Annotated in this window: 15 protein-coding genes; 10 read left to right on the top strand and 5 right to left on the bottom strand. The window is 45.2% G+C overall.

Annotated features, from left to right (window positions below):
• Window positions 1-1,040 (top strand): glycosyltransferase (locus ACUVJL_RS12005; RefSeq protein ID WP_445246057.1); only part of this gene is annotated, 1,040 nt, incomplete at its 5' end.
• Here ACUVJL_RS12005 and ACUVJL_RS12000 read toward each other — a convergent pair.
• Window positions 1,037-1,162 carry a hypothetical protein gene (locus ACUVJL_RS12000; protein WP_445246056.1) on the bottom strand — a complete coding sequence of 42 codons (126 nt, stop codon included), beginning with the start codon at window positions 1,160-1,162 and terminating at the stop codon, window positions 1,037-1,039. The genes ACUVJL_RS12005 and ACUVJL_RS12000 overlap by 4 nt on opposite strands.
• A 14-nt stretch (window positions 1,163-1,176) precedes the next feature.
• On the opposite strand from ACUVJL_RS12000, the gene ACUVJL_RS11995 reads away from it, so the two are divergent.
• Window positions 1,177-1,557 carry a hypothetical protein gene (locus ACUVJL_RS11995; protein ID WP_445246055.1) on the top strand — a complete coding sequence of 127 codons (381 nt, stop codon included), beginning with the start codon at window positions 1,177-1,179 and terminating at the stop codon, window positions 1,555-1,557.
• A gap of 187 nt (window positions 1,558-1,744) precedes the next feature.
• On the opposite strand, the gene ACUVJL_RS11990 is transcribed toward ACUVJL_RS11995, so the two are convergent.
• A complete protein-coding gene (locus ACUVJL_RS11990; protein WP_445246054.1) occupies window positions 1,745-1,993 on the bottom strand; it encodes a chlororespiratory reduction protein 7 in 249 nt (82 codons plus the stop codon).
• A 739-nt stretch (window positions 1,994-2,732) separates the two neighbouring features.
• Here ACUVJL_RS11990 and sir point away from each other — a divergent pair.
• The 5 genes from sir to ACUVJL_RS11965 all read left to right on the top strand — a co-directional run bounded on the left by sir (window position 2,733) and on the right by ACUVJL_RS11965 (window position 8,724).
• Complete coding sequence (gene sir / locus ACUVJL_RS11985; RefSeq protein ID WP_445246053.1) at window positions 2,733-4,721, top strand: sulfite reductase, ferredoxin dependent; 1,989 nt, start codon at window positions 2,733-2,735, stop codon at window positions 4,719-4,721.
• A gap of 353 nt (window positions 4,722-5,074) precedes the next feature.
• On the top strand, window positions 5,075-5,950 hold the full coding sequence (locus ACUVJL_RS11980; RefSeq protein WP_445246052.1) for an RsmE family RNA methyltransferase: 876 nt from the start codon (window positions 5,075-5,077) through the stop codon (window positions 5,948-5,950).
• Window positions 5,951-6,108: 158 nt separating this feature from the next.
• Entirely contained in the window at window positions 6,109-6,549 is a 441-nt protein-coding gene (locus ACUVJL_RS11975) for a lysozyme inhibitor LprI family protein (RefSeq protein WP_445246051.1), read from the top strand.
• 53 nt (window positions 6,550-6,602) lie between these two features.
• Window positions 6,603-7,355, top strand: a complete 753-nt coding sequence (locus ACUVJL_RS11970; RefSeq protein ID WP_445246050.1) for a PPC domain-containing protein — start codon at window positions 6,603-6,605, stop codon at window positions 7,353-7,355.
• 211 nt (window positions 7,356-7,566) lie between these two features.
• Window positions 7,567-8,724 carry a tetratricopeptide repeat protein gene (locus ACUVJL_RS11965; protein WP_445246049.1) on the top strand — a complete coding sequence of 386 codons (1,158 nt, stop codon included), beginning with the start codon at window positions 7,567-7,569 and terminating at the stop codon, window positions 8,722-8,724.
• 104 nt (window positions 8,725-8,828) lie between these two features.
• Here the strand turns inward: ACUVJL_RS11965 and ACUVJL_RS11960 are convergent, their stop codons facing one another.
• Window positions 8,829-9,302 carry a hypothetical protein gene (locus ACUVJL_RS11960; protein ID WP_445246048.1) on the bottom strand — a complete coding sequence of 158 codons (474 nt, stop codon included), beginning with the start codon at window positions 9,300-9,302 and terminating at the stop codon, window positions 8,829-8,831.
• 317 nt (window positions 9,303-9,619) lie between these two features.
• On the opposite strand from ACUVJL_RS11960, the gene ACUVJL_RS11955 reads away from it, so the two are divergent.
• Both ACUVJL_RS11955 and ACUVJL_RS11950 read left to right on the top strand, forming a co-directional pair.
• The gene (locus ACUVJL_RS11955; protein WP_445246059.1) at window positions 9,620-10,237 is read left to right on the top strand and encodes an esterase/lipase family protein; all 618 of its coding nucleotides are present in this window, start codon (window positions 9,620-9,622) and stop codon (window positions 10,235-10,237) included.
• Window positions 10,238-10,239: 2 nt separating this feature from the next.
• Entirely contained in the window at window positions 10,240-10,851 is a 612-nt protein-coding gene (locus ACUVJL_RS11950; RefSeq protein ID WP_445246047.1) for an esterase/lipase family protein, read from the top strand.
• A 680-nt stretch (window positions 10,852-11,531) separates the two neighbouring features.
• Here ACUVJL_RS11950 and ACUVJL_RS11945 read toward each other — a convergent pair.
• Window positions 11,532-11,963 (bottom strand): VOC family protein, encoded by a 432-nt coding sequence (locus ACUVJL_RS11945; RefSeq protein ID WP_445246046.1) that lies wholly within the window; start codon window positions 11,961-11,963, stop codon window positions 11,532-11,534.
• 11 nt (window positions 11,964-11,974) lie between these two features.
• Here ACUVJL_RS11945 and ACUVJL_RS11940 point away from each other — a divergent pair, with 11 nt between their 5' ends.
• Window positions 11,975-12,787, top strand: a complete 813-nt coding sequence (locus tag ACUVJL_RS11940) for a TIGR00297 family protein (RefSeq protein WP_445246045.1) — start codon at window positions 11,975-11,977, stop codon at window positions 12,785-12,787.
• Between the two features lie 270 nt (window positions 12,788-13,057).
• On the opposite strand, the gene hetR is transcribed toward ACUVJL_RS11940, so the two are convergent.
• Window positions 13,058-13,969: a heterocyst differentiation master regulator HetR gene (gene hetR, locus ACUVJL_RS11935; RefSeq protein WP_445246058.1), complete on the bottom strand. Its 912-nt coding sequence runs from the start codon at window positions 13,967-13,969 to the stop codon at window positions 13,058-13,060.
• Window positions 13,970-14,496 lie beyond the last annotated feature (527 nt).

Raw genomic sequence — 14,496 nt, 5'->3', positions numbered from 1 at the left:
TCAAAGCTTACCTGTCCATAACCGCAGGGACAAACTCGCCGCCACAAGCTGAAGTTTTGCTGTTGCGAGATTCCCCAGACTGCAACAATCCTTATGAGTCAAAAAATCTGAAATTTTATTACCTCAAAACCGAGAATGCCGGGTTGGGTCGTCTTAAGTTTGCTACAGTATTACTAACTCGCTTGCTGCAAAAACGACCGCAGCGAGTTTTTTGCGGTCACATCAAACTCGCACCGCTAATTCAAATTCTGTGCCAACCCTTGGGAGTTCCCTACACAATTTTAACTTACGGCAAGGAAGTGTGGGAACCGCTTGGGCCCAAATATCAAACAGCAATGAGTAAAGCTGACAGTATTTGGACTATTAGCAGGTACACGCGCGATCGCACTTGCGAAATTAACCAATTAAATCCCGAAAATTTCCACATAGTGCCTTGTACGGTAGATGAAAATATATTTACGATTGGGCCCAAGGCACAGGATTTATTAGAGCAGTACAATTTGGTTGGTGCTAAAATATTGATGACTGTAGCCAGATTGCGATCGAGCGATATTTACAAAGGTGTCGATGTCACAATTCAAGCTTTGCCGCAAATAGCCAAAAATTTTCCGAATGTGAAATACTTAGTTATTGGACGCGGAGACGATCGATCGAGATTAGCCAAACTCGCTGATGATTTGGGAGTTACCGAAAGAGTAATATTTGCGGGTTTTGTACCGACAGAAAATTTAGCAGCACATTACCAGTTAGCCGATGCTTATGTAATGCCCTCCCAGGAAGGGTTCGGTATAGTTTATTTGGAAGCGCTGGCTTGCGGAGTACCCGTGCTGGCGGGGGACGCGGACGGGTCAGCCGATCCGCTGCAAGATGGTAAACTGGGGTGGCGAGTTCCCCACCGAGATTCAGCAGCAGTAGCGGTTGCTTGTGTGGAAATGCTGCGAGGGGAGGATAAAAGGTGCGATCGCCACTGGTTGAGGGAACAAACCCTGGCAAGATTTAGTTTTGAATCCCTTTGTCAATCCTTACAAGGAAGTTTTTAATCCTCTGACTCAGATAAACTTATGCCGTAGAGAGCGGTTTCTGGGTGTACAATGGGAAAATTAACTCGATCGACCGCCTGAATTTCTAAGTAGGATAGAGTTATGCCTACCTGCAAAGACACCCAAGGAGACCACCGTGAACCAAGGCACCCCCAAAATATCTTTAAAGCTACCCCGTATTAGCAATTGGCTGATACTGCTGGGCATCGCGTGTTTGTTGGTGTCAATTGGTTTGGGTTGGGTAGTTAAATCATTGTTGATTGTAGTAGCTTTTTTGCTACTGACACCTGTAGTCGCATTTTTCGCGCTTCAGTGGTGGCTGAAACGCAATTTAATTCAGGACAAGTGTCCAGTTTGTCAATACGAATTTCCAGCTTTAAATCAAACTCAGTTTCAGTGTGCCAACTGCGGCGAACCTTTGAAAATAGAGCAAGGTCATTTTAGCCGCTTGACACCGCCCGGTACGATCGATGTTACCGCCGTTGAAGTATCATCGGTTCAACAGTTAGAAGATTAACCATTGGGAATTGGGAATTGGGCATGGGGCATTGGGAATTGGGCATGGGGCATAGGGCATAGGGCATAGGGCATGAGTTAGTTGTTGATTATTATTTGTTTGTTGTTATTTGCTATTTGTTACTTGTTGGTTCTAATAACCAATTCTCCATGGCCGATGCCCGATGCCCGATACCCGATGCCCAAAATTACTTTTCTAAGCGCACAGCATACCACTGCAAAAATTTTCCGGGCCCGACATCTAATTCACAATAAGTATCAATTAAATACTTGGCTTGAGCTTCCACGCCAGATATTTTCTGCACATCCTGCGGCAAATCTTCGTGTTCCTGGGCTAACACAGCTTTCAGCTTTTCTAACAGTTGGGCCACAGTTAAAAACTGCTCTGGCTGGTTTGTTTCTAAGACCACAAAGGTGTCTTCGTCATACAGTGACATAGTTTCAAAGGTTGAGGTTAATTATTTCTAAAGTTTCGTGAAGTTAAGCGATCGAAAGTATAAACTCTGGATTACAACTTTTCAGCCCGGGCTCGATCGTGTTACAATTAAGCACCATCAGAATTCCTAGCGGATTACCGTTATTAACTTAGTTGTTAACCGAGTTCTCAACAGATCCGACACAGCATTTCTGAGGAGATTTGTCAAGTGCAAATTTGTCAAGTGTCAAATTGTCAAGAAATATTCGATCGGCTTTATCTGGAAATTGGGTTTAAAACCCATTCTTCAGTGGCCGGCTTTAATTTCTTAAATCCATTCCTAAAAATCAGGGAATTCCTGGTATTTGTAGTATACTACAACAGTCAAGGTTAAACTCCTTTGCCCGAAGTGAAACAGTTAAGACACACTTTTAGGCATAAATTGTTGGACACAGAGCAGCGAATACTCTTAAAACAGCTAGAGAATCAACGCATTCTTTTTACCAGAAAAAAATAATTTGGTTCATTTGTTAAGTAGGGTAGGGCATACCCGAACTCTAGGTTCATATCCTAGTACGCTTTTGGAGATAGACCCTCTGGGGTGGCTGTGAGTTGAACTCGTCAATTGGTATTTTGTACGGTTGAAAGGTTTAAGAAGTGCCGAAAGGACATAGCGCTTAAAGGTCAGTCGATGAATTAAGAATCCCCACGCCTTTAGGCCGGGGAGTGTCAACTAATTATAACTGGCACTACACATTCCCATGATCACATCTTCCCTTTCAACCCCAGTTGCGCGCAAACCCTCTAAATCAGAAGGTCTGAAAGAACGGAGCAACTACTTACGAGAACCCGTTGCGACTGAACTGTTACAAGAAACTACCCACTTCACCGAAGACGGGATTCAGATTCTCAAATTTCACGGCTCGTACCAGCAAGACAACCGCGACAATCGAGTTAAAGGACAAGAAAAAGACTATCAGTTCATGCTCCGCACCCGCAATCCCGGCGGGTTCACTCCGCCGCAATTATACTTAGCCTTAGACAAGCTATCTGAAGAATACGGCAACCACACGATCCGCGTCACAACGCGGCAAGGTTTCCAACTGCACGGCGTGTTGAAAAAAAATCTAAAAGCAGTGTTTTCCTCAATTATTAAAAATATGGGGTCAACCTTGGGAGCTTGTGGCGACTTGAACCGCAACGTCATGGCACCGCCAGCACCATACAAAAATCGCCCAGAATACAAGTATGCGCTGCAATACGCTAACAATGTCGCCGATTTGCTGACACCGCAAACCGGTGCTTATTATGAAATTTGGTTGGACGGCGAAAAAGCTGTTTCGGCCGAAGAAGACCCCGCAGTGAAGGCCGCGAGACAGAAAAACGGCAACGGCACAATCTTTAGCGACAAAGAAGAACCGATTTACGGCAGCCATTATATGCCGCGGAAGTTCAAGTGTTCCGTTACCGTGCCCGGAGACAATTCAATTGACTTGTACTCTCAGGATTTGAGCTTGGTGGTAATTACCAATGAAGCAGGCGAGTTGCAAGGTTTTGACGTGTTTGCTGGCGGCGGTTTGGGCCGTACTCACAATAAAGAAGAAACTTTTGCGCGGGTTGCTGATGAGATTTGCTATGTTGCCAAGGATGAAGTTTACGATTTGGTCAAGGCAATTGTAGCAACCCAAAGAGATTTTGGCGATCGCACAGACAGACGGCACGCGCGGCTAAAGTACCTGATTAACGACAAAGGTGTAGAGTGGTTCCGCGAAAAAGTAGCCGAATATTTTGGCAAGCCGCTAGAAGCCTTTAAACCGCTGCCTGAGTGGAAGTATTTGGATTTCTTAGGCTGGAACGAACAAGGAGACGGCAAGTTGTTTGTCGGCATTTCTGTGGATAATGGCCGAATCAAGGATGAAGGTTCATTTCAGCTAAAAACGGCTTTGCGGGAAATTGTGCAGAAGTACAACTTGCCGGTACGGGCGACTCCACACCAAAACGTGCTGATTTACGATATTTCGCCGGATATTAAACAGGAAATTCAGGGAATACTCGATCGATGTGGCATTCAGTCGGAAACTGCGATCGACCCCTTAGTGCGCTATGGGATGGCGTGTCCGGCGATGCCGACTTGCGGGCTGGCGATTACCGAGTCAGAGCGCGTGATTCCGAGTATTTTAGAGCGGATTCGCGCACTTTTGACCAAAGTGGGCTTGAAAGACGAGCATTTGGTGGTACGGATGACTGGTTGCCCAAATGGATGCGCCCGCCCTTATATGGCAGAATTGGGGTTTGTCGGGAGTTCGCCGGAATCCTACCAGATTTGGCTGGGCGGTTCTCCCGAACAAACGCGGCTGGCAAAACCCATTGAGGAAAAGCTGCACGTCAAGGATTTTGAAGCTTTTCTGGAGCCAATTTTTGTTTATTTCAAGCAAAAACGGCAACTGAGCGAGAGTTTTGGCAATTTTTGCGATCGCGTCGGGTTAGAATCTATCCGTCAATTTGTAACCAACTACCAATCTGCTGACTCGATGACAACTGAGATTAATGAATTAGAAGTTACGTCTAGTAACGATGACGGTAACGAGACTGCCACTGCTACCGGTGGCAAAGTCCGCCGTCGAATTAGCGTCCGCGATGAAATCTACAACGAGCTCAAGGAAGAAGCAGCCCGTCAGGGCAAGCCGATTACACAGCTAGCTACAGAAGCGATTTCCACTTATTTAAAGAAGATTAAGGAGGAAGGATAAGCCGATTTTCCATTGTCGATTTGTGATTTTCGATTGTATTCAATAGACTTCTGGCAAAAGTAATATAAAGGCAGAGCATTTGCAGAAAAAAACTTGAATTTGTAAGATAATTCCAGTTGTAAATGCTTTGCCTTTATTAATTCATAACCGCTTTATTTATTCGTACATAAAAGTCTGCGGTAAAAACCGATCCTATATAAACGAAATCCTAGCAGAGAGGGACTGAAAGAATAAACGAGCTATGAAGTTACAAACCAAAAACCTATCTCCACTCTGCCTCTCTTCCTCTGCGTTCTCTGTGTTCTCTGCGGTTAAACAAAAAAAATATTAAGGAAAGAGCAATCCAAAATCAAATGGCTCAATTACAAAGATTAGCAGTTACTGCCACTCAAATTTGCGATCGCACAATCGACTTAACCAGGGAACAGCAGCATTATTTAAATCGAGTGCTACGTTTGCAAGCAGGCGATCGATTTATTGCCATGGACGGCCGAGGACATTGGTGGTCTGCCGTCCTCGAAGTGCGGGAAACCGGGTTATTTGCCTCAATAGCAGAGGAGATTGCTGCCAACAGGGAGCTACCCGTTGAAGTAACTTTGATGGCAGCCTTGCCCAAGGGAAACGGCTTTGATGAGGTTGTCAGACAGGCGGCGGAATTGGGGGTGGCAAGTATAGTGCCGGTGACGAGCGATCGAACTTTGCTCAAACCAAGTTCTCAGAAAGTCGATCGGTGGAAAAGAATTGCTGCGGAGGCGGCGGAACAGTCGGAACGTCAAATTGTGCCGACGATTTTAGAGCCTGTTTCATTTGATGTTGCTGTCAAAGATTGCGGTCAAAAATATCGCTTTATTTGTGTTGCTCGCGGTAAAAATCGGCATTTGTGGGATTGTTTGGTCAGTTTAGAACCTGCTCAGCCCCCCTTAATAAGGGGGGAGCAAGATGGGGACGCTGGTTTCGATCCCCCCCAGCCCCCCTTAATAAGGGGGGAGCAAGATGGGGACGCTGGTTTCGATCCCCCCCAGTCCCCCTTAATAAGGGGGGAGCAAGATGGGGAAGAATTATCGATAGTAATAGCAACGGGGCCCGAGGGTGGATGGACTGACGGTGAGGTGGAAAGGGCGATCGAATTTAGTTTTGAAGCTGTTTCTTTGGGTAGTAGAATTTTAAGAGCGGTGACAGCACCGATTGTGGCTTTATCTTTAGTTGGAGCGGCATTTGAGAAGTGCTAATATCATGGGACTTACGCACGGGTGATTAGAAACCGGGTTTTTTACGAGAAGACGCGTTACAGCCCAAATAAACCGAAAAACCCGGTTTCTTGAGTTGTGAGGAATAAGTCTCGATCGCAAAATCACCAAAAATTCATAAAATAGGTAGGTTGAGGGTAATGAAAATAGAGTTTAGGAAACATCGATCGCCCTTTTGGTCAATTCCCTACGGGCCAGCTTCGCTTCACGCACTTTTGACAGTATTAGCTACAACATCAGTTTTGGCACAATCTGGGCGCTCTGTCATGGCTCAACAGATTAATTGCGATCGCCCGCAAGGAAATGTAGAAGTCAAAGCTTGTATTCGGTTGAATTACGAAGCCTCGGATAAACGACTGAACGAGGTTTACAAACAACTGATGTCCCAATTGAGTGGCGAAGAGCGGGCGCTACTTTCCGAAGCACAATTAGGGTGGATTAAGTTAAGAGATAAAACCTGTGAATTTGCAGTTTATAAAAATCGTGGCGGTACTGGTTATGGAGGTTTCCTAAATCAATGTTTGGATCGCATGACTAAACAGCGCACTGCGGAATTAGAAAAGTATTTAAAACAAAGATAAAAGAGGAAGTAAACCGTACAACACCTGAAAAAAATAAAGATAAACAAGTATTTATGAAAAGCAGATCGCCCTTCACCCTCACCCTCACAGTCATCTCAGCAATGGTAACCACCACCGTACCAGCAGTTTTTGCCCAGCAACAGCCATCAGCCAACCAAATCTACATCAATAAAAATTGCCAGCGCAACCAGCAATTACCGCAACTTGAAAGATTCACCATCTTTAGCAGAAACGAATTTATAACTAACGGTCAAAACTACTGGTTCTACGCCGCCCGCTATCAAGATGGAGGCGTACTTCTTTGTATATCAAAACCAAATTTCAACCAACCAAAACCTATAAATGAACCAAAAATACAAGCCAATTTCATTGACAAAATAGCCCGATACCCCAACAACAAAACAGCCTTTATCATCGCAGTCAGAGAAGGAAATGGCCCCGAAGCACCCGTGACCAATTACGGCTTAGAATTGAGCAATGTCGATCGCCCAAAACTCACCTCCCTTGCCATCCTCAAGCAGCGGGGAACCCTCAAAGAAGGCGAATCCCGCCAACACACATTTCAAGGACGGGCAGGTCAATCTATCACCATCGATCTCAAAAGCAGAGCATTCGACCACAACATAACACTGTTCGACACCAGCGGCAAAAATATTGCCGAAAAAACAGGCAACTCCCAAAATCGCCGAGAGTCACAACTCGCCGTAAAATTGCCTAGTAACGGCACTTATAAAATACTTGTTAAAGGAGGCGATCGCACAAGCAAAGGTTCCTACAGCTTAAGCATTAATTCCAATCAACTTTAACTTATATTTATTTTCGCATCCACTCAACATCCCTCTCCACACATCCGCGTTCATCCGCGTTCATCCGCATACATCTGCGGTTAAAAAATCCAAATCTTAAATTTTCCCAACAGCCCAAAATCCCAAACAAAAAAAAGCGAAAATTGTTAACCAGTAGCGGAACCAACCAAACATCAGCCAAGATAGAAACAACGCCATTCCCGCAACCGCCATGACAGACATCAACCAAATAGCAGCCGCCCTAGAGGGTAAAGACTACAAACAAGCTGCCCAACTCATCAAACAACTGCAAAAAGAATCCCCCGAAAATCCGTGGGTGCAATACTACATCGGCCACTACTACGAACTCACCAACAACCTCGAAAAAGCCCAAACAACCTACAAACAAATACTCCGCGACATCACCAACCCCAAAATAGTCTCCCAGGCCCGCCAAGGTATTCAACGGATTGAAACCGCACAACAAAACCTCCGCCAACAAGCCATACAAACCGCCAAAAACGACCCCAGCAACCTCGAACCCGGACTCCTCATCCTCGAACCAGTTAGCCCCGAAAACAAACCCGCAGCCGTACAAAATATCAGCAGAATCTTTAAAATCGACGCCTACACAACCCGGATGCAAATCCAAAGCCGCGGCTGGAGACTCTACAAAACAGGCCCCATTGGCGAACTCCGAATTTACGGTCAAGAACTCCTCAACGCCGGCATTCCAGTATTTTGGGCAACCCTAAGCGATATTCAAAAAATCCAAATTTTCCGAGTGCAACACTTCCAGTCTCTCTCTTCCCCAGCCGTTGTTTGCAAAGATAAACTCTCACGACTCGGTGCGATCGAGTTTAACTGGTCAGAAGTTACCCAAAGAGTAGAAGGCTTGTTGCCGATGTTCATCGAAATCATGGACTACTCGCCCCACCGGCGAAAGGATCAATTTCGCCACAAAGAAATCAGGCAAGATTACGCTCAAATCTGCGACTTGCACATTCCCAGCAGAAACTGCATTCTGCGAATTTCCGACCAAAGTTACGAATTTCAACAAGGCGTTGACTTCACCCAAATTTCAGCAGATATCCCTGCTTTAGCCCATCCCAAAAACCCAAAATCCCGTTCCCAAAAATCTAAACAAATCCCTCAAAGTACCACCCGAATTAACTGGAATCGCTTACTTGAAATACTTGACCAACAGCTTGACGTTACAGTTTGGTCAGAATTTACTTCCTTTGCGGAGACAGCGATCAATTACACGCAGATGTTGAGCAAGATCGAATCTCATGTAGAGGTCGATCGCAAATCCGAAACTCCTTGGGATCCAGCTTTTCAGCTATACAGCGGATTAGCCTTCCTCAGAAACCAAGAAAAAAGGGAATAGAACAAAGAGTTAAAATTAAAAATGAGTAATGCCATTTTTTAAATTTTAACGCCAGCATTGGGAATTATCCAATGCCCAATTCCCTATTATCAATTCCCAATTTTCTACTTCGTTTTCACCTGACGAGCCATTTCCCGGAAATTGTTCATGCTGGGGCCGGGGCTGCGACGAGTTCCAGTTGGTGTCGGCATTAAATTATTAGGAGCAAAAGTCCGAATAGGTTCAGCTTGACTCGGTGCTTTCCCGTTAGTTGCAGCAGCAGGTATCTTAGCGGGTTCCGCATTATTAGCAGGAACGCTAGCGACTGGTTCCTTTTCTTTCTTAGACTTTTTCTCTACCTTAGCCTTCTTAGCCGGTTCTGACTTCTCAGACTTAACTGGCTCAACTTTTGTCGGTGCGATCGCAACAGGCTCAGCCTTCTTAGCAGCAACAGGCTCAGCCTTTGCAGGCTCAAATTTTGCTGGTTCCTTCGCTACAGATTCGCCCAAATCTAGGAAATATTCAGACTTTTTAAAGCCCAACAGTCTGCCGAGAAAGCCGAAAATACCGCCGAAGAAATTTTTGATAAAACCAAACATTACACTTACTCCTTTTGTTCTTTTAGAGAAATTTGTACAAGCTTGTCAACAAAGTTAGATTACGAGGTAGGGCAACTTTTGTCTATATTTCTTAATCAAAATTTACATTGTGCTGTATGTAAGCTACCTCATCAAAGCAGTTTTTAGGTATAAATACCAGCAATGCTTTGCACTTATTTACAATAATCTCAGAATTTGTTAGCGATTGCCACTAATTGCCGATCGTACCTCGATCCGATTCTCTAGCTGTCCTAGTAGTGGTAAAACTCCCTCGGGGAGTGATTTATCCTGTAATCACCAAGCAATTTTCCACCAAAATGAACAGTTCGCTCGATCGAAATCCCGTCATCCTGATACACGGCATCTGGGACACAAAGATGATTTTCAGCAAAATGTCCGCCCGCCTCACCCAACTCGGATGGTCAGTCCACAGCCTCAACCTCACCCCCAACGACGGCAGCCTCGGCCTGGACTTACTGGCTAAGCAACTCGCAGACTACATCAGTGAAACCTTCGATCCAGAACAATCTTTAGACATAGTAGGCTACAGCATGGGCGGCATCGTCAGCCGCTACTACGTCCAGCGACTCGGAGGAATGAACCGCGTACAGCGTTTCATCACCATCTCTTCCCCTCACAACGGCACCCTCACCGCCTATTCCCTACGCCTACCAGGATACCTGGATATGCGCCCCGATAGTGGCTTGCTGCGCGATTTGAATCAAGATGTGACAATGCTCAAACGCATAAACTTTACATCAATGTGGACGCCATTTGACATAATGATTGTACCGTCGAACAGCTCCCAGCTACCAGTAGGCAAAGAAGTTAAAGTCAACGTTTTGCTGCACCGCCAAATGGTGACAGAGCCCCAAAGTATTAACGCATTAGTTGAAGAACTAAAAGCACCTATTAAAAATAAAATTCCCACTTAAAAATGAATAGCAATTTCAGCCACAACCCAGTCTTGCTCATTCACGGAATCTTCAGAAAATCGGGAATTTTTTACAAAATGTCTGCCTACCTCACCCAACGGGGATGGTCAGTCTACACCCTCAATCTCTCGCCCCATTGGGGCAACGCCAGCATAGACGAATTAGCCCAACAAATAGCAGATTATATAGACAAAACCTTTGCGCCAGAACAGCATCTAGATATAGTAGGATTGAGCATGGGCGGTTTAGTAACTCGCTACTATCTGCAAAGGTTAGGCGGCATTAACCGAGTGCAACGCTTTATTGCCATATCTTCTCCTCACAGCGGTACTTGGATGGCTTACACTCTCTGGGGAAAAGGCTGCATCCAAATGCGTCCGGGCAGTGCTTTTCTGGAAGATTTAAATCGAGATGCTGCCTTGTTGGAAAAGCTCAATTTTACTTCGATTTGGACAGATTGGGATTTCATCATCGTACCGGCTTCTAGTTCCCAAATATCGGCTGCCAAAGAAGTAAAATTGTCCGTATTCGCCCATGCCATGATGGCGAGGCATTCCAGCAGTTTAAAAGCTGTGGCTGAAGCACTTTCAGAACCATTGAAAATTAATAATTAACTTGTAGGGCGCGTCAGCAGATAGTTTTTTTTTATATAAAATAACAGTCTTCTGACTCACCAGAATCACAACTAAAAATTTCCGACCCTAGTTCAAGCTTCCCGATTCATCTGTGAAGCCCATTCTTGAATCTAAAATCTAAAATCTAAAATCTAAAATCGACTGACCGACCCTAAGAGGCTTTTTTTTACGAACGGCGAAGTAGTAGGCTGCGTCAGGAGAGAACTTCTCAATTACAGAAAAAATCAGGCGTTGCTTAATCGGGGTATGAAAAAAATAAGGTGAGAAACCGCATACTGGTTTCTATAATTGGCATATTTAGCTTTTCATACCGTAACTCAGCAACGTCTTTTAGCGGGCGTTGCTGAATTAGGGTATGAATTAAAAATTTCCCAATTGCTATAAGCCCGCTTGAGAGTGAGTTTTGTAACTTCAAGCGAAAAGTTGATTCATACCGTGAATCAGCAACGCCAAATCACATTCTTCTGACGCACCAGAATTACGACTAAAAATTTGAGATCCTAGTTCAAGCTCCCCGATTCATCTGTCGAGCCAATTCTTCACTTCTTTAATCTAAACACGACTAAAAATTTGAGATCCTAGTTCAAGCTCCCCGATTTATCTGTCGAGCCAATTCTAAAATCTAAAATCTAAAATCGCCTGACCCTAAGAGGCTACTACTAAACTGTATCGCCAACTTCAGCGTATTCGCTGCGGCCAAAAATTGCTTCAGCTTCACAGTAATACTTGAACTCCAGTATATTGTGGAAAGGATCTTCTAAAAAGAAAGTGCGGTGCTCTGTAGGCAAACCGACAAATCGCCGTCTCGGTTCTTGATAGAAATTTAAGTTGTTTTGCTGGGCTTTTTCTAGCAACCGTTCCCAGTCAGCTTCGGAAGTAAAAATTAACCCAAAATGCCGGGGATAGATGCCTCGCTGAGGCGTCAAAGGTTCGCGGCTGACATGGGCGACAATTTGATGACCGCACAGACCCATAATCGCAGAATTCGGCGATTCGCGACCTAGTTCGCAGCCGAGCCCGTCTACATAGAACGCTTTTGTTTGGGCAATATCGGTCACGGGGAAGGCAAGATGAAATAAGACTTGGTTCATGGAGGTACTAAATGCAGAATTCAGAATTGTTCTTTAATTATTTATCTTGGTCTAATCCTTGGTTGGTGGCGATCGCCCTAAATACAGTTTTACTCGCGATCGCCACCATTGCTCCTAAAAAATTGCTCACGGACGCTGGCCAATTTCACGCCTGGGTATTGGGCGTCCTCATCTGGGGCTGTTTGGGATGGCAAGGCTATGCTGTTGTGATGTTTTACTTTCTTGTCGGATCGGGAGTTACCCGCATCGGCCAAGCCCAAAAAGAAGCAGAAGGCATAGCCGAAAAGCGTTCAGGCGCCCGAGGCCCAGAAAATGTTTGGGGTTCGGCTTTAACCGCTACTATGAGCGCTTTGGGAGTTTTGGCATTATCTATTTTAGGAGAGACAGGCAAGATGTCTGTGCCACAAGATGCTATTTCCCTGTTATTGCTGGGTTACGCGGCGAGTTTTTGCACCAAACTTTCCGATACCAGCGCCAGCGAAATCGGCAAAGCTTACGGTTCGCGGACTTTTTTGATTACCAGCTTGCAGCCTGTACCTAGGGGTACGGAAGGGGCCGTAAGTTTGGAAGGAACAATCGCGGGTATTGTCGGCTCGATTCTGATTGCGCTTTTGAGTTGGGCTGTTGGTTTAATTGACTTGACAGGAATTGTTTTTTGTGTTATTGCAGCTTTTATTGCCACGAACATCGAGAGTGTGATTGGGGCGACGGTGCAATCAAAGTTTGAGTGGCTGACCAACGAGGTAGTAAATTTTTTCAATACACTCATAGGAGCGATCGCTGCGATCGTTTTAGCTGCGACATGGAGAGCCTTTTTAGCTTAGGAATGAGAATTAAATAACTTCCACAAGTTTGTGGGATGGGCGTCCCGCCCATCCCACAATAACAATTAAAATTGTAAGTTATTTAATTCGCGATCCTTAGTTAAGCCTGGACGCATTCGCCACCCAATAAACCGGGTTTTTTACGAGAATTCAAGGCATTTACCCAGTATTTTTAGAGAAAAACCCGGTTTTTTCCTCCCGGGTTATTAGTTATTAACTATTAGTCATTAGTCTCAAGCAATCAACTCATGACTAATGATTAATAAGTAATCAAACTTGCGCGTCGTCTAGGGGTCCAAAAACCATTTGTAGAATCATCGTCGGTTCGCCCCGCTTATGATAGCGATCGGCCCAATTGCGAATAATCTCATCTAATTCCTCAACGGCTTGGTCGAGGCGTTCCGGCGGAATATCCAAAGTCTCCATAATTCGCATCACCTTCGGTTGTTTTTCCGCCCAATCCTTCATCAGCCGGAAATATCTAGCCGTATCCTCCACCATAGTAAATGTCCGTTCTTCCTGCTCTGCCGGAGAGTAAGTAGCCCTGCTGAGGGCATAAAACGGCATTCCCCAAGGAGAATCAATGCGAGTCACTGTCCCAGAATAGATCAAGCGGCGCTTGATGTGTTCTGCTAGAGCTTCGCTCAAAGGCATTCGCCTTTCCGGAGACATATCTTCTTGCGATCGCCTGTGCAGAAACTCGATCAACTCCATAAACTGAAAAGAATTGATCAGTTGAGCGTCAGGCGGATGAGGAGGAATCTTGCTTTCGAGATATTTTTTTTCATCCCCTGTCAAGCTGTTTCCCGGAATACGAGGGCGTCCAGGCGACCAAGGATACTGTTCCAGCCAGACATAAGGAAACTGAATCAAATATCTAGGTTCTTGGGAACCCAACATTTTCAGCAATTTTCCCTTAGTCAGAGCTTCCCGGACTTCTTCCACAATCACCTTCACCCGTTTAGGCTCAATGTGATGCAAGTGTCCAGTCATCCGCAGGTTATTGTCCTGCTCTATATAAGTCATATAAATGGCACACTTAGCCGCCGTGGCGGCCGCGTCTAGAAACGCCCCGTGCCTGTGCCCACTGGTTCTCATGGCGCTAAACGCCAGATATAGCATGATCTGATCCATTGCACTAGGGCTGAGGCTTTTGACCAGATCCAAAGAGTCATTTTTCATCACTATCCCCGAAATAGCCAAACAAGGAGGCATCTTGTCGTCCTCCATTAAATTATTGCGAGAGCGCCGAATCAAGCATAGCCGACTGTCGCCGGAAAGCTTGCCAGCTACCCTAATATTCAGGTTAGTTAATTTCCCTGAGGTAACAGGGGCATGGGCTTAAAGGCTATCCACACCGCATAAGTGGTTCTTATTGGTGGCTAATTTAAGTAGATTGCTGCACCCTCTGCGCTGACAGTTTACCTATATATAAGTTAGTTATCGCACGTTAATTATAGTGCAGCCGTTGAAAATTAAACCCCACCGGAGGTGGGGAGAACGTAAATAACTGTTGCGAGCCTATCCATGTGAGGCGACTCAAAGCAGATAATTTTTGAATAATCATCGTAAGGATTCAGGTCTGAAAAATGGGAATGAGTTCAGGCCGAGCCAAGTCACAAGAATGGGCAGAAATAGCCTCACGGAAAAAAGTCATTACTGAACGAGCTGGAAAACGACAAGTTTGAATCACACTCAATAGATCAGCC

The sequence above is a fragment of the Microcoleus sp. OTE_8_concoct_300 genome (assembly GCF_031383065.1).
Classification (GTDB): domain Bacteria; phylum Cyanobacteriota; class Cyanobacteriia; order Cyanobacteriales; family Microcoleaceae; genus Microcoleus.
The sequence above is the reverse complement of the archived record's forward strand: the minus strand, read 5'-3'. Positions and strand labels throughout refer to the sequence as shown.

What these genes read in the sequence shown, in the direction of transcription:
- ACUVJL_RS11940 (WP_445246045.1), top strand. Translation starts at nt 11,975, where the DNA reads ATGCAGAATTCAGAATTGTTCTTTAATTATTTATCTTGGTCTAATCCT.
- ACUVJL_RS11970 (WP_445246050.1), top strand. Translation starts at nt 6,603, where the DNA reads ATGAAAAGCAGATCGCCCTTCACCCTCACCCTCACAGTCATCTCAGCA.
- ACUVJL_RS11980 (WP_445246052.1), top strand. Translation starts at nt 5,075, where the DNA reads ATGGCTCAATTACAAAGATTAGCAGTTACTGCCACTCAAATTTGCGAT.
- hetR (WP_445246058.1), bottom strand. Translation starts at nt 13,969, where the DNA reads ATGAAAAATGACTCTTTGGATCTGGTCAAAAGCCTCAGCCCTAGTGCA.
- ACUVJL_RS11955 (WP_445246059.1), top strand. Translation starts at nt 9,620, where the DNA reads ATGAACAGTTCGCTCGATCGAAATCCCGTCATCCTGATACACGGCATC.
- ACUVJL_RS11960 (WP_445246048.1), bottom strand. Translation starts at nt 9,302, where the DNA reads ATGTTTGGTTTTATCAAAAATTTCTTCGGCGGTATTTTCGGCTTTCTC.
- sir (WP_445246053.1), top strand. Translation starts at nt 2,733, where the DNA reads ATGATCACATCTTCCCTTTCAACCCCAGTTGCGCGCAAACCCTCTAAA.
- ACUVJL_RS11965 (WP_445246049.1), top strand. Translation starts at nt 7,567, where the DNA reads ATGACAGACATCAACCAAATAGCAGCCGCCCTAGAGGGTAAAGACTAC.
- ACUVJL_RS11975 (WP_445246051.1), top strand. Translation starts at nt 6,109, where the DNA reads ATGAAAATAGAGTTTAGGAAACATCGATCGCCCTTTTGGTCAATTCCC.
- ACUVJL_RS11990 (WP_445246054.1), bottom strand. Translation starts at nt 1,993, where the DNA reads ATGTCACTGTATGACGAAGACACCTTTGTGGTCTTAGAAACAAACCAG.
- ACUVJL_RS11950 (WP_445246047.1), top strand. Translation starts at nt 10,240, where the DNA reads ATGAATAGCAATTTCAGCCACAACCCAGTCTTGCTCATTCACGGAATC.
- ACUVJL_RS11945 (WP_445246046.1), bottom strand. Translation starts at nt 11,963, where the DNA reads ATGAACCAAGTCTTATTTCATCTTGCCTTCCCCGTGACCGATATTGCC.